Origin of the sequence: Nocardia sp. NPDC058705, assembly GCF_042749305.1 — a bacterium.
In the GTDB taxonomy this organism is placed as follows: domain Bacteria; phylum Actinomycetota; class Actinomycetes; order Mycobacteriales; family Mycobacteriaceae; genus Nocardia.
The window spans coordinates 1-22952 of sequence record NZ_JBHYRN010000019.1 but is presented as its reverse complement, the minus strand read 5'-3'; the positions used below and the strand labels follow the sequence as shown (position 1 = coordinate 22952).

At 66.6% G+C, this 22952-nt stretch carries 23 protein-coding genes; 12 read left to right on the top strand and 11 right to left on the bottom strand.

Annotation, left to right across the window (positions count from 1 at the left end; all coding sequences use genetic code 11):
* Positions 1–41 precede the first annotated feature (41 nt).
* A complete protein-coding gene (locus ACFW6D_RS21150) occupies positions 42–620 on the top strand; it encodes a DUF2867 domain-containing protein (RefSeq protein WP_379330579.1) in 579 nt (192 codons plus the stop codon).
* Between the two features lie 10 nt (positions 621–630).
* Here the strand turns inward: ACFW6D_RS21150 and ACFW6D_RS21145 are convergent, their stop codons facing one another.
* Positions 631–1344 (bottom strand): 2'-5' RNA ligase family protein, encoded by a 714-nt coding sequence (locus ACFW6D_RS21145; protein ID WP_379330577.1) that lies wholly within the window; start codon positions 1342–1344, stop codon positions 631–633.
* A gap of 131 nt (positions 1345–1475) precedes the next feature.
* Here ACFW6D_RS21145 and ACFW6D_RS21140 point away from each other — a divergent pair, with 131 nt between their 5' ends.
* Complete coding sequence (locus tag ACFW6D_RS21140; RefSeq protein ID WP_379330575.1) at positions 1476–2006, top strand: DinB family protein; 531 nt, start codon at positions 1476–1478, stop codon at positions 2004–2006.
* 104 nt (positions 2007–2110) lie between these two features.
* Here ACFW6D_RS21140 and ACFW6D_RS21135 read toward each other — a convergent pair whose 3' ends face one another.
* Entirely contained in the window at positions 2111–3253 is a 1143-nt protein-coding gene (locus ACFW6D_RS21135) for a Fic family protein (RefSeq protein WP_379330574.1), read from the bottom strand.
* A gap of 139 nt (positions 3254–3392) precedes the next feature.
* Positions 3393–4394 (bottom strand): methylenetetrahydrofolate reductase, encoded by a 1002-nt coding sequence (locus ACFW6D_RS21130; RefSeq protein WP_379330572.1) that lies wholly within the window; start codon positions 4392–4394, stop codon positions 3393–3395.
* A 318-nt stretch (positions 4395–4712) separates the two neighbouring features.
* Between ACFW6D_RS21130 and ACFW6D_RS21125 the strand changes: the two genes are divergently transcribed.
* From ACFW6D_RS21125 to ACFW6D_RS21100, 6 genes are all read left to right on the top strand, one after another.
* On the top strand, positions 4713–5867 hold the full coding sequence (locus tag ACFW6D_RS21125; protein ID WP_379330741.1) for a polyprenyl synthetase family protein: 1155 nt from the start codon (positions 4713–4715) through the stop codon (positions 5865–5867).
* 13 nt (positions 5868–5880) lie between these two features.
* Positions 5881–7530, top strand: coding sequence for a phytoene desaturase family protein (crtI, locus tag ACFW6D_RS21120; RefSeq protein ID WP_379330570.1), 1650 nt, complete (start codon positions 5881–5883; stop codon positions 7528–7530).
* A gap of 101 nt (positions 7531–7631) precedes the next feature.
* On the top strand, positions 7632–9287 hold the full coding sequence (locus ACFW6D_RS21115) for an alpha-(1->6)-mannopyranosyltransferase A (protein WP_379330568.1): 1656 nt from the start codon (positions 7632–7634) through the stop codon (positions 9285–9287).
* Positions 9288–9317: 30 nt separating this feature from the next.
* Entirely contained in the window at positions 9318–10310 is a 993-nt protein-coding gene (locus tag ACFW6D_RS21110) for a phytoene/squalene synthase family protein (RefSeq protein ID WP_379330566.1), read from the top strand.
* A 122-nt stretch (positions 10311–10432) separates the two neighbouring features.
* Positions 10433–10714, top strand: coding sequence for a type II toxin-antitoxin system Phd/YefM family antitoxin (locus ACFW6D_RS21105; RefSeq protein ID WP_379330564.1), 282 nt, complete (start codon positions 10433–10435; stop codon positions 10712–10714).
* Positions 10711–11121 (top strand): type II toxin-antitoxin system VapC family toxin, encoded by a 411-nt coding sequence (locus tag ACFW6D_RS21100; protein ID WP_379330562.1) that lies wholly within the window; start codon positions 10711–10713, stop codon positions 11119–11121. The genes ACFW6D_RS21105 and ACFW6D_RS21100 overlap by 4 nt, the downstream gene beginning before the upstream one ends.
* Before the next feature lie 4 nt (positions 11122–11125).
* Here ACFW6D_RS21100 and ACFW6D_RS21095 read toward each other — a convergent pair whose 3' ends face one another.
* A complete protein-coding gene (locus ACFW6D_RS21095; RefSeq protein ID WP_379330560.1) occupies positions 11126–11494 on the bottom strand; it encodes an Rv2175c family DNA-binding protein in 369 nt (122 codons plus the stop codon).
* A gap of 125 nt (positions 11495–11619) precedes the next feature.
* Between ACFW6D_RS21095 and pknB the strand changes: the two genes are divergently transcribed.
* Positions 11620–13551 carry a Stk1 family PASTA domain-containing Ser/Thr kinase gene (gene pknB, locus ACFW6D_RS21090; RefSeq protein WP_379330739.1) on the top strand — a complete coding sequence of 644 codons (1932 nt, stop codon included), beginning with the start codon at positions 11620–11622 and terminating at the stop codon, positions 13549–13551.
* A 93-nt stretch (positions 13552–13644) separates the two neighbouring features.
* Here pknB and ACFW6D_RS21085 read toward each other — a convergent pair whose 3' ends face one another.
* Entirely contained in the window at positions 13645–15030 is a 1386-nt protein-coding gene (locus ACFW6D_RS21085) for a class II 3-deoxy-7-phosphoheptulonate synthase (protein ID WP_379330558.1), read from the bottom strand.
* A 182-nt stretch (positions 15031–15212) separates the two neighbouring features.
* Here ACFW6D_RS21085 and ACFW6D_RS21080 point away from each other — a divergent pair, with 182 nt between their 5' ends.
* Positions 15213–15710 carry a polyadenylate-specific 3'-exoribonuclease AS gene (locus tag ACFW6D_RS21080; protein WP_379330738.1) on the top strand — a complete coding sequence of 166 codons (498 nt, stop codon included), beginning with the start codon at positions 15213–15215 and terminating at the stop codon, positions 15708–15710.
* A 59-nt stretch (positions 15711–15769) separates the two neighbouring features.
* Here ACFW6D_RS21080 and ACFW6D_RS21075 read toward each other — a convergent pair whose 3' ends face one another.
* From ACFW6D_RS21075 to ACFW6D_RS21060, 4 genes are read right to left on the bottom strand one after another with little or no spacing between them, the layout of a single operon-like run.
* Positions 15770–17401 (bottom strand): cytochrome bc complex cytochrome b subunit, encoded by a 1632-nt coding sequence (locus ACFW6D_RS21075; RefSeq protein WP_379330556.1) that lies wholly within the window; start codon positions 17399–17401, stop codon positions 15770–15772.
* Positions 17398–18537: a ubiquinol-cytochrome c reductase iron-sulfur subunit gene (locus ACFW6D_RS21070; RefSeq protein ID WP_379330554.1), complete on the bottom strand. Its 1140-nt coding sequence runs from the start codon at positions 18535–18537 to the stop codon at positions 17398–17400. The genes ACFW6D_RS21075 and ACFW6D_RS21070 overlap by 4 nt, the downstream gene beginning before the upstream one ends.
* Entirely contained in the window at positions 18534–19394 is an 861-nt protein-coding gene (locus ACFW6D_RS21065; RefSeq protein ID WP_379330552.1) for a c-type cytochrome, read from the bottom strand. Before ACFW6D_RS21065 ends, ACFW6D_RS21070 begins: the two co-directional genes overlap by 4 nt.
* 59 nt (positions 19395–19453) lie before the next feature.
* Positions 19454–20065, bottom strand: a complete 612-nt coding sequence (locus ACFW6D_RS21060; protein WP_379330550.1) for a heme-copper oxidase subunit III — start codon at positions 20063–20065, stop codon at positions 19454–19456.
* A 181-nt stretch (positions 20066–20246) separates the two neighbouring features.
* On the opposite strand from ACFW6D_RS21060, the gene ACFW6D_RS21055 reads away from it, so the two are divergent.
* Positions 20247–20663, top strand: a complete 417-nt coding sequence (locus ACFW6D_RS21055; protein WP_379330548.1) for a hypothetical protein — start codon at positions 20247–20249, stop codon at positions 20661–20663.
* Positions 20664–20756: 93 nt separating this feature from the next.
* Complete coding sequence (gene trpD / locus ACFW6D_RS21050; RefSeq protein ID WP_379330546.1) at positions 20757–21818, top strand: anthranilate phosphoribosyltransferase; 1062 nt, start codon at positions 20757–20759, stop codon at positions 21816–21818.
* 48 nt (positions 21819–21866) lie between these two features.
* Here trpD and ACFW6D_RS21045 read toward each other — a convergent pair whose 3' ends face one another.
* Both ACFW6D_RS21045 and ACFW6D_RS21040 read right to left on the bottom strand, forming a co-directional pair.
* The gene (locus ACFW6D_RS21045; protein WP_379235786.1) at positions 21867–22142 is read right to left on the bottom strand and encodes an Lrp/AsnC family transcriptional regulator; all 276 of its coding nucleotides are present in this window, start codon (positions 22140–22142) and stop codon (positions 21867–21869) included.
* Between the two features lie 4 nt (positions 22143–22146).
* Positions 22147–22698, bottom strand: coding sequence for a hypothetical protein (locus ACFW6D_RS21040; protein WP_379330544.1), 552 nt, complete (start codon positions 22696–22698; stop codon positions 22147–22149).
* Between the last annotated feature and the right edge of the window lie 254 nt (positions 22699–22952).

Here is a 22952-nt window from a genome sequence, read left to right as displayed (position 1 = left end):
TCGTCGACTTATACGCTCCCGTACAGATGGAGGTTCCAGTCATGCGACTACCCGAATCGGCCCACACCGATCAACCCTGGCGCATCCACGAGATCGCCCCCGACTTCGACGTCGAGGACATCTGGAAATTCCGCACCCCCGGCGCAGGCCCCCACGACTTCCCCGCCCTACTCGCCGCCCTCCACGCCGAACGCGCGTCCGAGTCCACCGGCCTCAGCGGCCTCCTGTTCAAGGCCCGCTGGAAGCTGGGCGAATGGTTCGGCTGGGACCGCGAAGACGCAGGCACCGGCACCCGAGTCCCCTCCCTCGTCGACCGCCTCCCCACCGACCTCCGCAACACCCCCACCCCCATCGAGGAAAGCCCCCTCACCAGCCTGTACGTCCTCGAAAACGAATACGCCGCCGAAATCGCCAACGGCACAATGCACGGCATCATGCACCTCGGCTGGGTCCCCGACCCCACCGGCTACCACCTCCAAATGGCAGTCCTGGTGAAGCCCAACGGCCGGCTCGGCCGCCTCTACATGGCCCTGATCAAGCCCTTCCGCTACGGCATCGTCTACCCCGCAATGACTCGCAGCTGGGAACGAACCTGGAACAACCGCGCCGTCACCCCATGAACAACCCCGATCACGCACCGCCGAGGGCGAGTATCGCGCGGGTATCCCAACGGTAGGCACGGCCTTCTCGCCTGAGTACGACCAGTTCGACGTGGCTCACTCGCACGTTGACTCTGTGAATCCCACGCAGCCTGGAGACTGCGTCGATGACTTCCGCAGCTTTGCGGTCGGTGTTGTTGTACGCGATGCCGAGATGCGGACGGAAGCGTGCGGACTTCGCCCGCACAAACTCCGTCGGGTTCGACAACGATTCGGAAGTGCACGTCGACAGAAGCCGGTGCAGATCGAGGAGTGGGTCCCACGGTGCGACGGAGAACCTGACCGCACTACGCGATCCGCTCAGCGGACCGACGGCGAGAACGAACGGCATCACATCCGAAAGTCTTTCGCGTGCAGCCGAAATCAGCCTATCGATCTCATCCGATACGACATCTTTGGTGGAGCCGATTCCCATCAAGGTGACGTGCAAGGCGTCCAACGGAACCGGATCAACTCCGTCAGCGCCGAGCGCATCCTGACATTCAGCCACGCAGTCGATCAGCTCAGCGTCATCGAATGTCAGATACCAGTAGTAGCCCGTGTGCCCCGGCGCCCACCGCTTCACCGTCCAGTGGTCGCGAAGGACCTCGATCTCGGAAAAGGCGTTCCAATCGTTTCGCGCGATCGCTGCCGGATCCGATGTCGAGTCCGGCAGCAGCCGAGGAAAGGGGCCGCTCGGTGCCATGCATGACCCCTCCCCGTTGAAGTACTGGTCGGCGAGTCTGCCCGAACCACGCTCCGAACGTACGGCAAATCAATGGCTTCTGGTCGGCAAAACAACTGGTCGGAGTCGGCGGTTTCGCGCAAAATGTGCGCGTGGATGCATCGTGTTCTACCGTGCTGCGCTGGCAGTTCGATCTGACCTGGTCTTTGTTCGATTTCCATCTCGATCGGCTGGAGGACGACGACTTCCTGTGGGAGCCTGCGGATTTGTGCTGGACACTGCACCTGGATGAGCGCGGCGTCTGGGAGCCGGACTGGGCGGACACCGAGCCTGATCCGATTCCGGTTCCGACCATCGGTTGGGTCAGCTGGCATCTCGGGTGGTGGTGGAGCGTCACCATCGATCACCTAGGAGCACGCACACCACGCGACCGCACCGACATCGCGTGGCCGGGACCGGGGCCCGCGACGGTGGATTGGCTGCGCGGCCTGCGCGAGGAATGGCTGGCCATTCTGGACCAGATCACCGAAGCCGATATCACCGCCCCAGCCGCCTTTCCGTGGCAGGACAACCCGGACAAGTCCATCGCCCACACCCTCGCCTGGGTGAACGCCGAACTGATGAAGAACGCCACCGAGATCGGCCAGTTACGGCTACTACGCGCAGCCCGCGACAACCAGTGACGGTCGTGCCGTCCACTTGGTCTGCAGCCTCGATGAATGGAGTGCACCAGCTTCCGTGCGAGCATGCGGTCACAACCGAGCCGTCGACGCCCTGGATCGCCGAGTCAGGTTCCGTTCATCACCGCGAGCACATCCGGAGCGGCGAAGAAGCGGGTTCGGGCTCGGGTGACTTCTACGAGAATCCCTGCCTCCACTAGTTTTTCGACATTCAAGGTGGCGGAGCGGTGGGTGACGTCGAGGGCCTTCATCGCATTGGCGATACCGATGATCGGCGAGCGGAACAGCTCGTCGATCAGGATCGGCAACAGGCCGGACGAGCGGGCTCTGGCGACCCGCAATCTGAGTTCGGTTCGCAGCGCATCCAGACGCACAGCGCGGGCGAGACTGTCGCGGGCCTGCTCCTCGATGACCTCGAGAAAGAAGTCGAACCAGCCGAGCCAGTCGCCGTCGGTTGAAACACGCAGCAAGCCTTCGTAATACCGGTCTCGGCGTGGCTCGATATATGACGACAGGTCGAGCAGGGGGCCGGGCAGCAGCTCCCACTCGACCAGGAGCATCACCGCGAGCAGTCGGCCGATGCGGCCGTTACCGTCGATGAAAGGATGGATCGCCTCGAACTGATAGTGCACCGCGGCGATCGCCAACAGCGGCGGCAGATCCCCATCAGCATGCAGGAACTTCTCGAAGGCGTCGAGGTCCTGCCAGAGCGATTCCGGCGGCGGCGGAACGTATTTCGCGGTGTCGATGGTGGAGCCGGGAGGGCCGATCCAGTTCTGACTGCGCCGGAATTCGCCGGGGGTGGCGTAGTCACCGCGAACGCCGGTCATCAGAATCCGATGCGCTTCCCGCAGGAGCGACAGGCTCAACGGCAAACGCCTACCCGGGTCGAGAACATGATCCATCGCGCTCATGTAATTGAACACTTCTTGGACGTCACCTCGAGGGTGGGCCGGGCGCTCGACCTCGTACATCGCCACGTCCGACAATGACGCGACAGTTCCCTCGATCCGGCTCGACAAAACGGCCTCACGACGCACCAGCGCTCGACCGAACAGTTCGGGGCTGGGCAACCCACGCCCGAGACCGGCAAGTTCGCCGACCGCCCGATCCGCGCTGGACAGTCGGCGGACGAGTTTCGGAGACATCTGGACGATCGGCGGCAGCGGCGGCGGCGAGAATGCGCGGTATCCATTGTCCGCGCGCACAACGTTCACCTGCTGCGCAGTAGAGAAGTCCTCCAGAAGCATCGACTCAACCCCTCGGATCGACATTCAGTGATACTTTTCGGCCGAAAAGTATCACTGATGAAGGGTAGTGCTACTTAAGTAGCAGCGCCAGCCAGTTGTGCTACATTTCGCATGAAAAGTAGCACTGGGGCCCTCACCTCTACGCGCTGAGTGGTGCGGCGGTCACTCCGTAGCCGAGGTTGGTGAGGACTTCGCTGGTGGCTTTGGCGAAGTTCAAGGTGATGAAGTGGAGGCAGGGGGCGCCTTCTTCGGTGAGGCGTTGGGCCATTTCGGTGGCGATCTGGATGCCTTCGGCGCGGACGGCGGCGCGGTCTTCTTCCGGGCCGGTGCCTGCTGCTCGGGTGAGGCGGGCGACGACGTCGGGGGGGATGGGGCGGCCGCTGAGTTCTTCGGCGCGGGCGACGGTGCGCAGGGAGGTGATGGGCATCAGTTCGGGGATGATCGGTTTGGCGCCCTCGATGGGGTCCATGGCGATCACGCGGTCGCGCAGGCGCAGGTAGTGCTCGACGTCGAAGAACATCTGGGTGATCGAATACTCGGCTCCCGCACGGAGTTTCGCGGCCAGGTGGTGGGTGTCGTGGTCGAGGTCGGGTGAGCGGTGGTGGCCCTGGGGGAACGAGGCGACGCCGACGTGGAAGTCGCCGAGGTCGCGCACGATGCGGACCAGTTCCTCGGCGTATTCGACACCACCGGGATGCTTGGCCCATTCGCCGAGGGGGTCGCCGGGCGGGTCGCCGCGCAGGACCAGGATGTTGCAGATGCCGGAGTCGGCGTAGGAGCCGACCAGCGAGCGCAGTTCGGCGATGCTGTGGCCGACGGCGGTGAGGTGGGCGACCGGCAGCAGGGTGGTTTCCTGCGCGAGTTCGCCGGTGATGCGGACGGTGCGGTCGCGGGTGGAACCGCCGGCACCGTAGGTCATGGACACGAAGGCGGGGTGCATGCGTTCGAACTCGCGGACCGCGCGCCACAGCCGGGCCTCGCCCGCCTCGTCACGCGGGGGGTTGAACTCCACGGAGAACGGCACGCCGTTACCCGAGTGGGTGCGCAGGCTCTGCACCACCGAGGGAGTGTTCGAGACGATCGACGGCTGTTGGGCGGGTCGATCTGGGGTCGAACGTCCCCGTCCATTGTCGAAAGTCACCGTGCCAGTCTAGTGGGACACCCCTACGCTGCTGCGCCGACCGGTGATCCTCGCCGCCGCCGGGCCCGCGCGGCCCGTGGACGAGGCACGTCACACGTCAAGACCGGGTGAACGCCCGGCACCGCCGGATCAGCGCCGATACCGACCGGTGTCAGCCGAAGACAGGTCGAACCTGCCGAAACGCCAGGTGTGGGCTCCGTCGCAGCGGCCAAGTGCGCTGGCCATCGCGCCACGGCGCCCGCGTATCGTTCGACGCAACGCTGGTGACCGCACTCCCCGCGTGCGAAACCCGGTCCCACCGCTCGCCCACTTCGCCACCTGGAGGCCGCCCTGTCCGCCGGAATCGGTACCCCGCTCTCCCGGTTCGCCGCCGACGCTGCGACCTCGGTCGACCTCGTCGCGCTGACCCCGGGCACGCCGGCCTTCGTCGACGCCGTCGAACAGGTGCTGACCAGCTTCTTCACGACCCGGCGTGAGATCGTCGAACCGCTGGGGCCGGTGTTCGTCGACGCCGTCGAGGCGATGGAAGAGTTCGTGATCCGCGGCGGCAAGCGGACGCGGCCGGGGTTCGCGTGGACCGGCTGGCTCGGTGCCGGTGGCGATCCGGCCGGGCCCGATGCGGCCGCGGTGCTCGCCGCCTGTTCAGCGCTGGAATTGGTGCAGGCGTGCGCGCTCGTGCACGACGACATCATCGACTCCTCGCGGACTCGGCGCGGTTTCCCGACGGTGCACATCGACTTCGAGGATCGGTATCGGGCGGCGGGCTGGCCCGGCGACGGCGCCTCGTACGGCTCGGCTGTCGCGATCCTGATCGGCGATCTCGCGCTGGCCTGGGCCGATGATCTTGTCCACGAGGCCGGGTTGCACCCGGACGCGCTGGCCAGGTTCGCGCCGGTGTGGGCGCGGATGCGCACCGAGGTGCTCGGCGGGCAGCTGCTCGACATCAACGGCGAGGCCGGTGGGGACGAGTCGGTCGAGGCCGCTTTGCGGATCAACCGGTACAAGACCGCCGCGTACACGATCGAACGGCCGTTGCACCTCGGTGCGGCGCTGGCCGGTGCCGACGACGCGCTGGTGGAGGCGCTGCGGATCTACGGAACCGATGTGGGGATCGCGTTCCAGCTGCGCGACGACCTGCTCGGGGTGTTCGGCGACCCGATGGTGACGGGCAAGCCGTCGGGCGATGACCTGCGCGAAGGCAAGCGGACCGTGTTGATCGCGGAGGCGTTGCGCCGGGCCGATCCGGCCTCGGCCGACCTGATCCGGACGGGGCTCGGGACCGATCTCGACGACGACGCCGTCGACCGGTTGCGCACGGTGCTCACCGAGCTGGGCGCGGTCGACGAGGTCGAGCGGCGGATCACCGAGCTCACCGAGACCGGAATGGCCGCTGTCGCAACAAGTTCCGCGACTGCGGAGGCCAAGCAGTTGTTGCACGACATGGCGCTGGCGGCCACTCGCCGCGCAGCCTGACAGGGAAAGTATTGTGGGACAAGCGAATCAGGTTGTCGTAGTCGGCGCAGGTCTGGCAGGTTTGGCGGCCGCACTACATCTGCGGGGTGACGGTCACGAGGTGACGGTGCTCGAGCGGGCCGATCATCCGGGCGGACGGGTCGGGCGATACCGGTTCGACGACTACGAGATCGACAGTGGTGCAACGGTACTCACGTTGCCCGAGGTGATCGACGATGCGCTCGCCGCCGTCGGGCACACCCGCGACAGCGTCGACCTGCGCATCCATCGCCTCACCCCCGCTTATCACGCGCGCTTCGCCGACGGCTCCGACATCCGCGTCTTCGATGACGCCGATCAGATGGCCGCCGAGGTCGAAAGCGCTTGCGGTCCAGGGGAAGCACGCAATTACCGGCGTCTGCGGGACTGGCTCGGTCGCATCTACGACGCTGAATTCGACGAGTTCATGAACGCGGACTTCGATTCGCCGCTGGATATGGTGCGCACGCCGCGTGCCAGGGCCGCGCTGGCCGCGCTCGCCAAGCTCGGGGGGTTCGGCAAGCTGGGGCCGCGGGTGCGGTCCTATCTGCACGATGAGCGGCTGACCAGGCTGTTCACCTTTCAGGCGCTGTATGCGGGCATGTCGCCGGATGACGCGCTGGCGATCTACGGCGCGATCCCGAACATGGACACCTGCCTCGGCGTCTACTTCCCCGAAGGGGGGATGCGCGCGATCACCGCCGCGCTCGCCGAGGCATTCACCGATGCCGGTGGCCGCCTCGTGCTGAATGCGGAGGTCGATGGCATCGACTATGCGCCGGGTATGCGCCTGCTCTCGGGCGCGCAGGATCCCGCGAAGGGTGCCGTTTCCAGGGATGCCATTTCGCCGCAGGGCATCCGCGTCGAGGCGCCGACTCGTAGCCGTCACGCCGAAGCTGTGCGGACCGTCGACGGCCGTTGCTACCCCTGCGATGCGGTGGTCCTCACCGCCGACATCGGCTCGCTTCCTCAATTCGGCCTGCGCCACCGCCGCGGCCTGCGCGCATCACCGTCGGCCGTCGTCGCCCACGGCACCATCCCGGCCGACATCGCGGCGCAGTGGCCCGTGCAGGCGCATCACACTATCGACTTCGGTGCCGCCTGGGCGCAGACCTTCGCCGAAATCGCCGCGCGCAAGGGTCGCGGGCGGCTCATGAGCGACCCGTCGCTGCTGCTCACCAGGCCCGCGCTGACCGATCCCGGACAGTTCGTCGACCGGGCGAGCGGGCGCTTCGAACCGCTGTCGGTGCTCGCGCCCTGCCCCAACCTGAACGCCGCCCCGCTCGACTGGGAACGCCTCGGCCCCTTCTATCTGCGCGAGCTGCTCGGGGTGCTGGAACAGCGCGGCTACACCGGTATCACCGAGCACTTCCACGTCGACCACCTCGACACTCCCGCCACCTGGGCCGCCCAGGGCATGATCGCGGGCACCCCGTTCTCCATCGCACACCTGTTCCGGCAGACCGGGCCCTTCCGGCCGCGCAATCTGCCAAGGGGTGTCGACAACGTTGTTCTCGCAGGTTGCGGCACCACTCCGGGGGTGGGTGTGCCCACCACGCTGCTGTCGGGCAAGCTGGCCGCGGCACGAATCACCGGCAGCCGGACGCGCACCGGTACCGACCACCGGGTTAGTGTTCCAACTTGAAGCCGTAAACTGACGGCCGACTTATCAGCTCGCGGTTACGACCGCCGACCACCCGGGGGGACCGACCGAACATGCCGCCCCCGGAGACGACCGTAGGCACCATGGACACCACGCGTACCCTCGAGCGCCACCTGCCCGCCGGAGCTGATCCCGGCGGCCGAACCTGGCTGCGCACTGCGGGCGAGTTCGCCCGGAGCCCCGAAGGCCACGCCGCCCTCCTCGGATTCTTCGGCGCCGCCATGATCACCTTCGGTGGTTTCGGCGCGGGCGCTGTCCGCAAACACGACCCGCTCCTCGAAGCACTGCATCTGTCCTGGCTGCGGTTCGGCCACGGATATGCGCTGTCGTCGATCGTGATCTGGGCCGGTGTGCTGATGATGATCACCGCATGGGTTCGACTGGGCCGCGCCACCATCAGCAAGGGTGAGTCGACGGTCACGCTCAACGAGTTGCGGGCGATCGTCGGAATCTGGACCACGCCGCTGCTGTTCGCGGCGCCCATGTTCAGCCGCGACGTCTACTCCTATCTCGCGCAGGGTGCGCTGCTGCGCGACGGTTTCGACCCCTATCAGGTGGGTCCCGTCGCCAATCCCGGTGTGCTGCTGGACAATGTGAGCACAGTCTGGACCACAACCACCGCACCGTACGGTCCGATGTTCTTGCTGATCGGCCATGCGATCACCTCGCTCACCGGCGACAATTTGATCGCCGGGACCATTGCCTTGCGCATCGTCATGCTGCCCGGACTGGCGCTGATGATGTGGGCCGTGCCCTACCTGACCAAGCACCTCGGCGGCAAGCCGACGGTCGCGCTGTGGTTGGCGGTGCTCAACCCGCTGGTGCTGGTGCACCTGATCGGCGGCGTGCACAACGAAATGCTGATGGTCGGGCTGATGTGCGCGGGCATCGCCCTGGTGCTCGAACGCCACCACGTGGCAGGCATCGTCGTCGTTGCCATCGGCGTTGCTATCAAGGCGACCGCCGGTGTCGCGCTGCCGTTCCTGGTATGGATCTGGATCCTGCACGAGAAGGAACGTCGCGCCGCCGAGCGTCGTGGCACCGCGGACTCCGAGACCGGACCTCCCGAAGATCAGAAACACCCGGATGCTGCTCGCCCGTCCGCCGATATGCCGCATCCGCTGTTCGTGTTCGCGAAGATCGCAGGCATCGGCATCGGTGTGTTCGCGCTGGTATTCGGCGCCGCGTCGGCCATCGCGGGAGTCGGGTTCGGCTGGGTCACCGCACTGCAGGGTTCGAACAAGATCATCCAATGGCTTTCGCTGCCGACAATCCTCGCGCACATGGTCACCTGGGTGACCCCGCTGGACTTCTTCTCGGTGCTGTGGGTGACCCGCAAACTGTGCCAGGTTGCCCTGGTATTGCTTCTCGTCGCGACCTGGTGGCGGTTCCGACACAGCGAGCGCGAGGCCGTGATGGGCATCATCATCGCGTTCGCCGCGATCGTGGTGCTCTCGCCCGCTGCGCTGCCCTGGTACTACTCGTGGCCGCTGGCGCTGGCAGCGGCATTCGCGCTGTCGACCAGGACGTTGATGTGGCTGGTGGGGCTGTGCACTTGGTTGATGCTGATGTTCTACCCGGACGGGCCGAACGGGCTCTACAACTTCTGGCATGTCGCGCTGGCGATGTTCGCCGCCGTGGTCGCGGCGCTGTCGCTGCGTACCGTCGATCCGCTGCATCTGCGTTGGGCAAGTTCGAAGGCCGCTGCCACGGAATCGGCGCCGTCCGTTCGGACATGAGCGGGCGCGCACCAGGCCTCCAGAGCCGTAATGACCGGTCCTGAGCCCCGACGGCGGACAGACGACCTCTCCGCGGCCTATGCGAGCTGCCGTCGGATCGCCGCCGAGCACGGTCGCACGTATTACCTGGCCACCACCCTGCTCTCACCGGAGCGTCGACGGGCCGTGCACGCCCTGTACGCGTTCGCGCGAATGGTCGATGACATCGTCGACCACGCCGACAACCCGGTCCGCATTCTCGACCCGCAGGATGCCACCGACCGACGGGATCCCGCCCCGCTCGCCGACTCCCCCGCCCAGCAACTCGACCTGGTCGAGAAGCAACTACGGCTGGTACTGGAACACGGCAACCTCGACACCACCGACCTGCGTCGCCGTCAGATCGTCACCGCGGCCGCCGACACCATCACCCGCTACGACATCGCACACGCCCACCTCTGGACGTTCCTCGACGCCATGCGCATGGACGTCCCCGGCACGGCCACCCACCGCACCCGCTACGCCACGATGACCGAGCTCGGCGAGTACATGCACGGATCCGCCGCAGCCATCGGCCTACAGCTGCTCCCGGTCCTCGGCACGGTTGTTCCCGTAGCCGATGCCGAACCGGCCGCAGCCGCCCTCGGCGAAGCCTTCCAGCTCACCAATTTCCTGCGCGACGTCGCCGAAGACCTCGACCTCGACCGCATCTACCTTCCCACCGACGAACTCGCAGCCTTCGGTGTCGATGAAGCCCACTTGCGCGCCTGCCACCAGCGCGGTCACACCGACGCACCGCTTCGCCGTGCACTGGCCCACCTGATCGCCCTCAACCGCGACATCTACCGGCAAGCGGTCCCCGGCATCGCCCTGCTCGCCCCCCGGGTACGTCCGGCCATCACCACCGCCGCCACCCTCTACGCCGAAATCCTCGATCGCATCGAAGCGGCCGACTACCAGGTCTTCACCACCCGCGCCACGGTCCCCCATCGTCGCCGAATCCTGGTCGCCGCCAAGGGTTTGGCCACCACCCGCCGCCACTAGTCGAGCCGTCGGCCGGTTCGCCGCATTTCGTCGGCCGCGCCGTCCCGACCGCCAGACCTCTCGACATCGGACTAGAATCTGTCTAGTCTGTCCAGATAGGAACCGACCAGGGGTGGTGCGCTATGCGGTGGCAGGTACAGGAAGCCAAACAGCGATTTTCCGAGGTACTGCGCGCGGTGGAAGCGGAAGGTCCGCAGACCATCACTCGCCACGGTGACGAGGTCGCTGTGGTTATCGACGTCGCCGAGTATCGACGGCTGGTCCGGCCCGATATCAGCTTCGTCGATCGATTACTGGTGACCTTCGGTGGACTCGACGACGAGACCGCCGATGTCATCGATGAGGTGGAGGCCGAGCGGGCGCGGTCGCAGCCCCGTGAATTCGACTTCACCGAGCTGTCGTGAGCTTTCTCGTCGACACCAACGTCGTCTCCGAACTGATGCGACGAAAGCCGCACTCCGCAGTTCTCGACTGGTTCGCGCGCAACCGGTCCAACGAGTTGTGGTTGAGCGTGATCACCGTCGGTGAACTCCGTCGTGGCGTCGCGCTCCTGCGTGCGCGAGAGGAGAGCGCCCGCGCGGACCGGATCGAGGCTGCCGTCGACGAGATCGAAGGCAGCTTCGCGCAACGCATCCTGGCGGTCGACACACCCGTCATCCATCGATGGGCGCTGATCCCAGCATCCGTCGATGTCAGCGACGGTCTGATCGCGGCAACGGCATTGGCACACGGTCACACCGTCGCCACCCGAAATACCAAGCACTTCAAGGGCTCGGGCGCCGCCCTGGTGAACCCGTTCGATCGAGCGTGACGAATCAGAATGGTTCGGCGTGGGCGCGGCGGACTACCTCGCGGGCCAGTTGGGTGTGCAGGGCGTCGACGGGGCGACCGGGGAGGGAGGGGTCATCGGTGTAGAGCCATTCGAGGATGTCCTCGTTGCTGTACTTGCCGTCACGCATGACGGTGATCACACCGGGGAGCATGCGGACGATCTCGCCTTCGGCGTCGAAGAAGCGAGCGGGAATGCCGACCACACCGTTGCGGCGGATCGCGAGGATCTGGTAGTCACGCAGCAACTGGTGCACCGAGGTGACCGGGACGCCGAGTATGTCGGCCGCCTCGGGCAGCGAGACGGTGGTTTCGGTGTCGGGCAGCACGTCATCGCTGCAAGGGAAGGCACTCACCTTCACAACGGTAGTACGTGTCGGCGAACACGCATCGTCTGGCATGCCGACACCGCCCGGTTACGATCGTGGTGGCCGCACAGGGCGGCCGGTTGAATGCCGGAGGACATCACTTGATCGGCCAGATGCTGGAAGGGCGCTATCGCATCGATGCGCCGATCGCTCGCGGCGGGATGTCGATGGTCTTCCGCGGGACCGACACCCGGCTCGATCGCCCCGTGGCGATCAAGGTGATGGACCCGAAATTCGCCGGTGACCCGCAGTTCCTCAGCCGTTTCGAGTTCGAAGCGCGGGCGGTGGCCAAGCTCAAGCATCCGTCGCTGGTGGCGGTGTACGACCAGGGCATCGACGGCGAATACCCGTTCCTGATCATGGAATTGGTCGAGGGCGGCACGCTGCGCGAGCTGCTGCGCGAACGCGGGCCGATGCCGCCGCACGCCGTGCGTGCCGTCGCCGAGCCGGTGCTGCGCGCGATCGGCACGGCCCACGACGCGGGCCTGGTACACCGTGACGTGAAGCCCGAGAACGTGCTGATCTCGGACGCGGGCGAGGTGAAGATCGCCGACTTCGGCCTGGTGCGTGCCGTGGCCGCGGCCAACACCACCTCCGCGAGCGTGATCCTCGGCACCGCCGCCTATCTCGCCCCCGAGCAGGTCACCACCGGCACCGCCGACGCGCGCAGCGACGTGTATGCCTTCGGCATCCTGATCTTCGAACTGCTCACCGGGCGGGTGCCGTTCAGCGGCGACAACTCGCTGTCGGTGGCCTATCAGCGGGTCGAGAACGATGTGCCCGCGCCGAGCAAGTTCATCGGTGGCGTGCCGCCCGAGTTCGACGAGTTGGTCGCCAAGGCCACCTCCCGAGACCCCGCGCAGCGCTTCGCCGACGCCAACGAGATGGCGGCGCGGCTGCAGACGATCGCGATGGAGCTGAACCTGCCGCCGTATCGGGTTCCGGCGCCGCGGGATTCGGCCGAACACCTCAGTGAGAGCTACCAGACCGGCGCCGCGCACCACCCCGGTGAGCGCCCGCACACCCCCAATCCCGCGTTCACCCCCAATCCTGTTGCCACACACCATTCGCCCGCGATGGAACCGCACCACACCCGGGTGGTCACCGCGCAGCGCCCCCGGCCTGAGGAGTACGCACCCGTGCCCGCGGCCACCGCGTTCGGCGACAGTCACGCCCGTCGAACAGGGTTGATGTGGGTGGGCATCGTCACCGCGCTGACCCTGCTGGTCGGCATCGGCGGCTGGTGGCTCGGGGTCGGCCGCTACAGCGCGGTGCCGCCGATCGCGGGGATGGACTCCGAGCGCGCCGTCGCGGTCCTGCAGGAGGCCGGGTTCGAGACGGAGTTGCGGCAGAAGGCTTCCGACACCATTCCGATCGGCGGCGTCGTCGGTACCGATCCGTCGGCCGGGTCGCGGGTGACCAAGAGCACCACGATCGCGGTGCTGATCTCCAACGGCAAACCCCGGGTGCCCGACGTCAAGACCGGCGATCAGATCAGCACCGTCAACCAGGCGATCCGCGACGGCGGTCTGCAGCCGATCGACGCCGGTGAGGCGGCCAGCACTGCGCCGAAGGGTTCACTGGCGAAGGTGGAGCCTGCACCGGGCACCATCCTGCCGATGGGCGCGCAGGTGAAGGTGTACCGCAGCAAGGGATCTCAGCCGGTCAATGTGCCCGACGTGCGCGGCAAGTCCGCTGAGGAGGCGGCCAGCGCCCTGACCACCGCGGGCCTGGTCGTGCGCGAGACGCGCGTGCAGTTCGACAAGAACGTCGAGGGCGACAAGGCTGTCGCGACCGAGCCCGCCGTCGGCACCACCCTGCAATCGGGCGACACCGTGACGCTGATCGTGTCGAACGCGATCAAGGTCCCCAACGTGATGGGTCAGAACGTCGGCAACGCCCGGTCCAAGCTCCAGCAGCTCGGCCTGCGGGTGGAGGTCAAGTCCCTCACCGATTCCGACAGTTCCCTGGTGATCGGCCAGGTACCGGGCATCAATACGAATGTGGAGGCGGGCAGCGTCGTCACGCTCACCGCCCTGCCTTGAAGGGGCAAGGATCCCGAGAAGGACAAAGACGAGCACAAGGAGAAGCCCGGGCGCGGTGATCGCTGACCGCCCCCGGGCCTCATCCGAGCTGATTCAGCGCAGCATCTCCGCAACGAGGAACGACAGTTCCAGGGACTGCTGGGTGTTCAGGCGCGGGTCGCAGGCGGTTTCGTAGCGACCGCCGAGGTCGAGGTCGGAGATGTCCTGGGCGCCGCCGAGGCATTCGGTCACGTTCTCGCCGGTCAGCTCGATGTGCAGGCCGCCGGGGTGGGTGCCGAGGGCGTGGTGGACCTCGAAGAAGCCCTGGACCTCGTCGACGATGCGGTCGAAGTGGCGGGTCTTGAAACCGGTGGACGACTCGTGGGTGTTGCCGTGCATGGGGTCGCACTGCCAGATCACCTGGTGGCCGGTGGCCTGCACCTTCTCGATGATGGGCGGCAGCACGTCGCGCACCTTGCCGTTGCCCATGCGAGCGACCAGGGTGAGCCGGCCCGGCTGGTTGTTCGGGTCGAGCCGCTCGACGTACTCCACCGCCTGATCCGGCGTGGTCGTCGGCCCGATCTTGAGGCCGATCGGGTTGGCGAGGAGCTCGGCCAGTGCGATGTGGGCGCCGTCGAGCTGACGGGTGCGCTCGCCGATCCACAGGAAGTGCGCCGACAGGTCGTAGAGCAGCGGTTCGCCGGTTTCGCTCTCGCTCAGCCGCAGCATGGCGCGTTCGTAGTCGAGGACAAGCGCCTCGTGTGAGGCGTAGATGCGCGCGGTCTTCAGGCTCGGGTCGTTGACCTGACAGGCGGCCATGAAGCGCAGGCCGCGATCGATCTCCTCGGCCAGGGTCTCGTAGCGCGCGCCCGCGGGTGACTGGGCGACGAAATCGCGGTTCCAGTCGTGCAGGCGGTGCAGGTCGGCGGTGCCCGCGCTGGTGAGCGCGCGGACCAGGTTCATCGCGGCGCTGGCGTTGGCGTAGGCACGGACCAGGCGTGAGGGGTCGTGGCGGCGCAGGGCCTCGTCGGCGACGATCGAGTTCACCATGTCACCGCGGTAGGACTTCAGGCCCATGGCATCGGTGTCGGCGGAGCGCGGCTTGGCGTACTGGCCGGCGATCCTGGCCACCTTCACCACCGGCATGCTCGCGCCGTAGGTGAGGACCACGGCCATCTGCAGCAGCGTACGGATGTTGCCACGGATGTGCGGTTCGGTGTTGTCGACAAAGGTCTCCGCGCAGTCACCACCCTGCATCAGGAATGCCTCACCGCGCGCGACGGCGGCCAGCTGCGCCTTGAGGTCCTCGACCTCGGCGGGCAGGCAGATCGGCGGCACGCTCTCGAGCACGGTCCGCATGGTCGCGGCCTCGTCGGCGTCCCATGACGGCTGCTGCAGGGCGGGCCGGGCCAGAGCGGCATCCAGGCGCGCACGCAGTTCGGTGGGCAGCGGCGGCAGTTCCGGCAGGCGGTCAATGGGTACGTCGACGGTCCAGGTCACCCGCTAAGAATACGTACCCGCGCGCACGAGCGAATATCCGGCGTACCTGCGTCGGACGCGCGACCCGTGCGAAGTCCGCGCGAGCCGCCGACATAGGGTTTTCGTCAACCCACCGTGGGTCACCGCACGGATCGTCACGCCGGACGTCACGCGCACCCCACCGGCACGAAGAGGCGATCTCCCTGCGATATTTTTACGATTCGGAATTCATCGAGGACGGCACGACGATCGATCTGATCTCGATCGGCGTCGTCTGCGAGGACGGGCGCGAGTATTACGCGATCTCCACCGAATTCGATGCGACGAAGGCGGGGCCGTGGGTGCGCAAGCATGTGCTGCCCAAGCTGCCTGCTGCCGGGTCGCCGCTGTATCGGACCAGGGAGCAGATCCGCGACGATCTGTTCAAGTTCTTCCTACCGCGACCCAGCGTGGTGCCAGAGCTGTGGGCCTGGGTCGGCGCCTACGACCATGTGGCGCTGTGCCAGCTGTGGGGTGACATGACCGCCCTGCCCAAGGGGATGCCGCGCTACACCAACGAACTGCGCCAGCACTGGGCCGTCAACGGCTCCCCCGCGCTGCCGCCGATCCCCGACGACGCCCACGACGCGCTCGCCGACGCCCGGCACAATCTGGCCAAGTTCGAGGCCATCGAGACCTACCGCCGAACCCCACGCCTGTAACCGGTAAAAGCAAAGGCCCCGAGTCGAATTCGACTCGGGGCCTTTGTGCTTGTCGTCGGTCAGTGACCGAACGGCTCGCTGTTGTTCGCGATCGCCTGCTGCTCGGCGAGGACGGTGAGCATCTTGTGCTCCTCGGCCTCTTCGATCTCGGCCCAGGTCTCGCCCTCGGCCTTGGGATCGGCCTTCAGGAAGCTACCGGTACCCGGCTTGCCCGCCGAACCCAGCTTGTTCATCTTCTTGGGCACCGGGGCGCCCTGGTACTCCAGCGGGATGGCGTGGCCGTGCTCGTCGACCCCACCCAGCGGCTGGTGCACCTCGATGTACTCACCGTGCGGCAGACGCTTGATCACACCGGTCTCGATGCCGTGCTCGAGCACCGCCCGGTCACTGCGCTGCAGACCGATGCAGAACCGGTAGGTGATGAAGTACGCCAGCGGCGGCAGCAGCAGCACGCCGATACGACCGATCCAGGTGGTCGCGTTCAGCGAGATGTCGAACTTCAGCGCGATGATGTCGTTGACACACGACAGCGTCAGGATCACGTAGAACGTGATGGCCATGGCGCCGATAGCGGTACGGACCGGCACGTCGCGCGGACGCTGCAGCAGGTTGTGATGCGCGGTGGTGTCGTTGGTGAGGCGCTTCTCGATCCACGGGTAGGCGATCAGCAGGGTGAACACCAGGCCCATCACCAGCGCGACCCAGAACGCGGCCGGGATCGTGTAGTTGCCGAGATAGACCTCCCAGGCGGGCATCAGACGCGCCATACCGTCGGTCCACATCATGTAGAAGTCGGGCTGTGAACCCGCCGACACCTGTGATGGGTTGTACGGACCGAGGTTCCAGATCGGGTTGATCTGGAGGACACCGCCCATGATGCCGACGATGCCGAGGGTGAACGCGAAGAACGCGCCCTGGTCGGCGGCGAACACCGGGATGATGCGCGCGCCGACAACGTTGTTCTCGGTGCGGGCCGGTCCGGGGAACTGGGTGTGCTTCTGGTACCAGACCAACGCGACGTGCGCACCGATCAGCGCCAGGATGATGCCGGGCAGCAGCAGCACGTGCGCGATGTAGAGGCGCGGGATGATGATGTCGCCGGGGAAGTCGCCGCCGAACATCAGCCAGTGCATCCAGGTACCGACCACCGGCACGCCGATGGTGATACCGGAGAACGCGGCGCGCAGACCGGTACCGGAGAGCAGGTCGTCGGGCAGCGAGTAGCCGAAGAAGCCTTCGAACATCGCCAGGATCAGCAGCAGCGAGCCGATCACCCAGTTGCCTTCACGCGGCTTGCGGAACGCGCCGGTGAAGAAGATGCGGAACAGGTGGATGATGATCGACGCCGCGAACAGCAGGGCCGCCCAGTGGTGGATCTGTCGCACGAACAGACCGCCGCGCACCTCGAAGGAGATGTTCAGCGCGGTCTCGTACGCCCGCGACATACCGACACCGCGCAGCGGCTGGTAAGCGCCGTCGTAGACCACGTGGGTCATCGACGGGTCGAAGAACAGCGTCAGGTAGATGCCCGACAGCAGCAGGATGATGAACGCGTAGAGCGCGATCTCACCCAGCAGGAACGACCAGTGGGTCGGGAAGACCTTGTTGATCGACCGCTTCATGAACGCGGCGGCGCGATACCGCTCGTCCATCTCGTTGGCCTGGTTGGCGGCCATATCTCCCAAGCTCATGAACGACGCTCCCAGAAGGCCGGGCCGAGCGGCTCGATGAAGTCGCCCGCGGCGACCAGGAAGCCCTCGGAGTTGACGGTGATCGGCAGCTGAGGCAGTGCGCGGGCGGCAGGACCGAAGACCGGCTTACCCCACTCGGTCGCGGAGAACTGCGACTGGTGGCAGGGGCACAGGATTCGGTTGGTCTGCTGCTCGAACAGCGAGGTGGGGCAGCCGAGATGGGTGCAGATCTTCGAGTAGGCGAAGTAGTCGCCGAAGTTGAAGCTCTCCTGGCCCTTGCGCTTGATCGCCTTCTCGGCGTCTTCGGTGCGCAGACGGATCAGCATCACGGCGTTGCGGATGCCGCGCAGCGACTGCAGGGTCTCGTGCGAATCCCCGCGCCACTTCTCTTTCCACGGGAATACGGTTTCCATGGAGCCGGCGTCGAGATCCTCGGGACGGACCAGCACGATGTCGTTGGGGCGGCCGGTGTCGCGACGGATGTAGATGGTCTCGCCCGGGTAGTCCGGGGTCCAGCCCGACACCCACAGCGGCGACTTGTCGCGCTTGGCCCACGGGTTCTTCACCATGCCACCGACGAACACCAGCAGCGCGCCCACACCGAGCACGCCGACACCGGCGCCCGCGGTACCGAGCATCATCTTGCGACGACCGAGGGTCGAGGAGTCGAGCGCTTCCTGCAGCTCGGCGGCCAGGGTGCGACGCTCGACCTCGTCCGACGGGCCGTCGTGGCGCTGCTGGATGGAGATCTCGGCGGGGATGAACTTCTTGCGGATCAGCACCACGGCGACACCGATGACCAGCACCGAGATGCCGAACGTCAGGCCGATGAGCGGGGTGAACAGCGAGTAGGCGGCATGGCCTTCGTCGCCGTAGCCCTTCCACTCCCACGGCCAGAACAGGAAGACACCGATGAGCGCGGCAGCGGCCAGGCCGGAGATCGCGAACCAGAACGTGACCTCACGTTCGGCGCGCTTCTCGGCCTTGGTGCCGGGCACCGGCCACCGCTCGTTGCGGTAGACAACATCGACGTCGTCGCGCTTGGTGCCGAGCTCGGCGAGCTCGGCGGTCGACATCGCGTCGAGTTCGTCTTCGGTGGGTTCGCGACCCATGTCGCTGTGCTCCTGTCCACTCATGATCGGGAACCGATCCACATCGCGGCGCCGACAACGGCGGTGATGCCGATGACCCAGATCGCCAAACCTTCGGTCGCCGGACCGAATCCGCCGAGATCCCAGCCGCCGGGAGCCTTCTCCTCGGCGGAGTTCTTGACATAGGCGACGATGTCGCGCTTCTCCTCCGGCGTCAGCTGCCGGTCGGAGAACTTCGGCATGTTCTGCGGGCCGGTGACCATCGCGTCGTAGATCTGCTGCTCGTTGGCCTCAGCCAGGGGCGGCGCGAACTTGCCGCTGGACAGCGCGCCACCACGGCCGGTGAAGTTGTGGCAGGAGGCGCAGTTCATCCGGAACAGCTCCGAGCCGCGGGCGATGTCGTCGCCGCGCAGCGATTCCTGCGCGATCTCACCGTTGGCATCGCGGATCACCGAGGGACCACCGCCGTTGGCGGCGATGTAGGCGCCCATCGCGTCGGTCTGGTGCGCGTCGAACTTGACCGGCTTGCGCTCGGCCTGGGCGCCGTTCATGGCCATCGGCATGCGACCGGAGGAGACCTGGAAGTAGACCGCGGCCTCGCCGACACCGATCAGGCTCGGACCACGGTCGGGCACACCCTGCAGGTTCGCGCCGTGGCACGTGACGCAGGAGGTGTCGTAGAGCTGCTTGCCCTCGCGGATGAGCGCGGACTGGTCCTCGTGCGCGGTGGCGACCTGCGGCTCGGGGGTGAGCGCGGTAGCCAGGAAGCCGGCTCCGACCAAGCCGATCATCAACGCGAGAGCACCCGCGATACGACGGCGGGCGCGACGCTGTTTACGCGCCTTGGCGGCGGCCTGCCCGGTGTCAGCGGGCTCGGGGGCCGACGGGGGAGATGAACTCATCTGTGTCCCTTTGGAGTAGACGGAACCGACTTGTGCAAAAAGCTTTGGTGTACCGCGCGCTAGCGGACGAAGTAGATCGTGGCGAACAGCCCGATCCAGACGATGTCGACGAAGTGCCAGTAGTAGGACACCACGATCGCGGCGGTGGCCTGGGCGGGCGTGAACTTGCTCAGCGTGGTGCGCACGAGCAGGAACACGAACGCGATCAGACCGCCGATCACGTGCAGACCGTGGAATCCGGTGGTGATGTAGAAAACCGAGCCGTAGGAGCTACCGGCGATCGTGGTTCCCTCGTGCACCAGGTGGTAGTACTCGTAGCCCTGACCGAACACGAAGAACGCGCCCATCAGCAGGGTGATCGTGTACCAGCGGCGAAGGCCGAACACGTCGCCCTTCTCCGCGGCGAACACGCCCATCTGGCAGGTGAACGACGATGCGATCAGCACGGCCGTCACCGGAATGGCGAGCTTCATGTTCAGCTCGGTCGGCTCCGGGGGCCAGTTGCCGTGCGCTTGCGCGCGCGCAACGAAGTACATGGCGAACAGACCAGCGAAGAACATCAACTCGCTCGACAGCCAGATGATGGTTCCGACGCTGACCATGTTGGGCCGGTTCAGCGAATGCACACGCTGAGTAATGGCCGATCCTGGGGTGCCTACTGCGGTCGTCACGGGGTAAGTATGACTCTTCGTAGTACGACACATGTACCCGGGTACGAAAGTTTGTGGCGCGAGTCGGAAAACCCACGCACAGAGGGGGTCTACGACTTCCGTCGGCGTGTTGGCGACGATCGCGCGACAACTCATTGTGACAGCGGTTGATGTGGATAGGCTGAGACGCGAGGAGGCGACGATGGTCGTGGTTCGGATGTGGCGGCGCCTGTTCGGCGGATCCGCGCAGGCGCTGGATCCCCTGCGGGACGATCTGGTGGTGGTGGCGTCGAGTTTCGACGATGTCGAGGCGTGTTCGACGGCGCTGGACCGGGCGAGCGAGCTGGATCGGGAGGCCGACGCGGTGTTGCGCCACCATCTGCGCCTGCCCGCCGGGCAGATCGAGAAGGCGGTGGAGATCGCGGGGTACGACGGATATGCGCGCGTAGGCGACGATGTTGCGTCCGACGGCCTGGTGCCGATCATCCTGCAGCGGGTGCAACGGTTGGATCCGCTGACCTGTTCGCAGGAACGTTCGCGAATGGCGGGCCTGGCCCAGCGTCACGACGGGATCGCCGACGGGTGGGACGCCATGCAACCGCCGCGTACGGCCCCTTAAACTTGCCCGAACGGCGCAAAAGACATTGCGCCACCTCCCGCGTGCCCGATCTAGTAGTGGCGCAACGGTGTCGTCGAAGGAGAAGCAGAGCAAATGAGCGTGCGCAGCTGGGCCCAGGTGCTCGGAACCCTCGCCGACGGTGGCGACCTGGCCGCGGACGACACCACCTGGGTGATCGACGAGATCTTCACCGACAACGCCACCGCTGCCCAGATCGCGGCTTTCGGCGTCGCCATGAAGATCAAGGGACCCACGCCGTCCGAATTGGCGGGCATGGTGGCCGGGATGCTCGGACACGCGAAGCTGGTGCGCATCGATGGCGACGCGGTCGATGTCGTCGGTACCGGTGGCGATCGGTCGGGGTCGGTGAACATCTCGACCATGTCCTCGGTGGTCGTGGCCTCGGCAGGGGTGCCGGTGGTCAAGCACGGGAACCGGGCGGCTTCGTCGAAGTCCGGTGGCGCCGATGTGCTGGAAGCGCTGGGGGTGAAGCTCGCGCTCGGGCCCGAATCGGTGGCGCGGTCGGTGCGCGAGGCGGGGATCGGGTTCTGTTTCGCGCCGCTGTTCCACTCCGGGCTGCGCTTCGCGGGTGCGGCACGCAAGGAGATCGGCATTCCGACCGTGTTCAACGTGCTCGGACCGCTGACGAATCCGGCGCAGCCGCGCGCGGGGCTGATCGGGTGCGCGTTCGCCGATCTGGCGCCCGTGATCGCGGGAGTTTTCGCAGCGCGTGACGCGAGTGCGCTGGTGGTGCGTGGGCGCGACGGGCTCGACGAGATCACCACCTCGGACCTCACGGATGTGTGGGTGGTCAGCGGTGGGCGGATCCGTCAGACGGTGATCGACCCGACGCGCCTCGGGATCGCCCGGGTGGACCTCGACGAACTGCGCGGTGGCGACGCCGAGGTCAACGCCCGGATCGCGCGTGAGGTGTTCGCGGGGACGCCGGGGCCGGTGCGGGACGCGGTGCTGTTGAACTCGGCCGCGGCGATCGTGGCCTACGACCTCTCGCGCGGGGTCGGCGATGTCGACTCGGATCTGGATGCCGCGCTGGCCGGCGGGCTCGAGCGCGCCGCCGCGGCGGTGGACAGCGGGGCGGCGGCCAAGTTGTTGCAGAGCTGGGCCGAACTCACCCAGGTACTCGACGAGCGCTGACGCCTCGGCCGGGCTCGCCCGCGGCCGAGGCAACGTTCGACGAAAGGCTCACTCCCCCAGGGAGAATCCGGCTTCGACATCATGGCTGGAGTAGGACTTGAAGGCGATGTGGGTGGTGGTGCGGACCACGCCGTCCACCTTGTCGATGGCCCCGGTGACCACGTCGGCGATGCGCGCGTGGTCGCGGACACGCACGATCGCGATCAGGTCGACGTCGCCCGCGCAGGAGTAGACCTCGGCGACTCCTTCGGTATCGGCGAGGGCCTGCGCGGTTTCGGGGATGCGAGAGTTCTGCGCCTGGATCATCACGATCGCGGTAATCATGGGATCACTCTAGAACTTCGCCGGCTTCGGTGGCGGCTTTGAATCGTCGCATCAGTTCCCGGCTCTTCACGCCGGGTGCGGTTTCCACCGAACTGGACACGTCGACGCCGTAGGGGTGGTGCTCGGCGATGACGGCGGCGACGTTGTCCGGGTCGAGACCGCCGGCCAGCACGATCTGACCGGGTTGCGCGCGCACCCAATCGGGGAATTCCTCGAAGATGCCGGAGCCCGCGCTGGCGTCGTAGAAGAAGTATTTGCTGGTCTGCTCGGGTGCGGGTGGGTTCGCGGAGCAGAAGGCCAGATTCGGCAGGTCGGCCCACTGGTAGAGCTGCACGACGTCGAACGCGTCCGTCACCTCGGCGACTTCGCTCGCTTCGAGGGCCACGGCGAAGGTGGTGATGCGGCCGCGTGCGTAATCGGCGAGGGCGCGAGCCTGTTCGGGGGTGCGATAGCGCTTGCTCTTGGTCGTCACCATGACGCCGATCGCGGAGTACCCGAGCTCGACCGCCCAGTCGATCTGCTCCTCGGTGGTCAGACCGCACACCTTCACGAACATCCGCCGCTGCTCCTTATCCCTATCGGCCCCGCCGCGTCCGGCGAAGTCACTGTCCCATGATCCCGCAATGTCGTGACCGACCTCGATCCGGCGCTGATCACTTACGCCACCACCCGCGCTCACATCGAACGACGTGGCCTCGGGGTTCGAGTAGTCCGTTAGGCACTGGCTGTGTTTGTTGGAGCGCTGGCGCGCTCGAGTCGCGGCCCCAAGGGGTCGCCGGTTAGCCGCCGGGGCTTGCTCCTGCGTCGCAT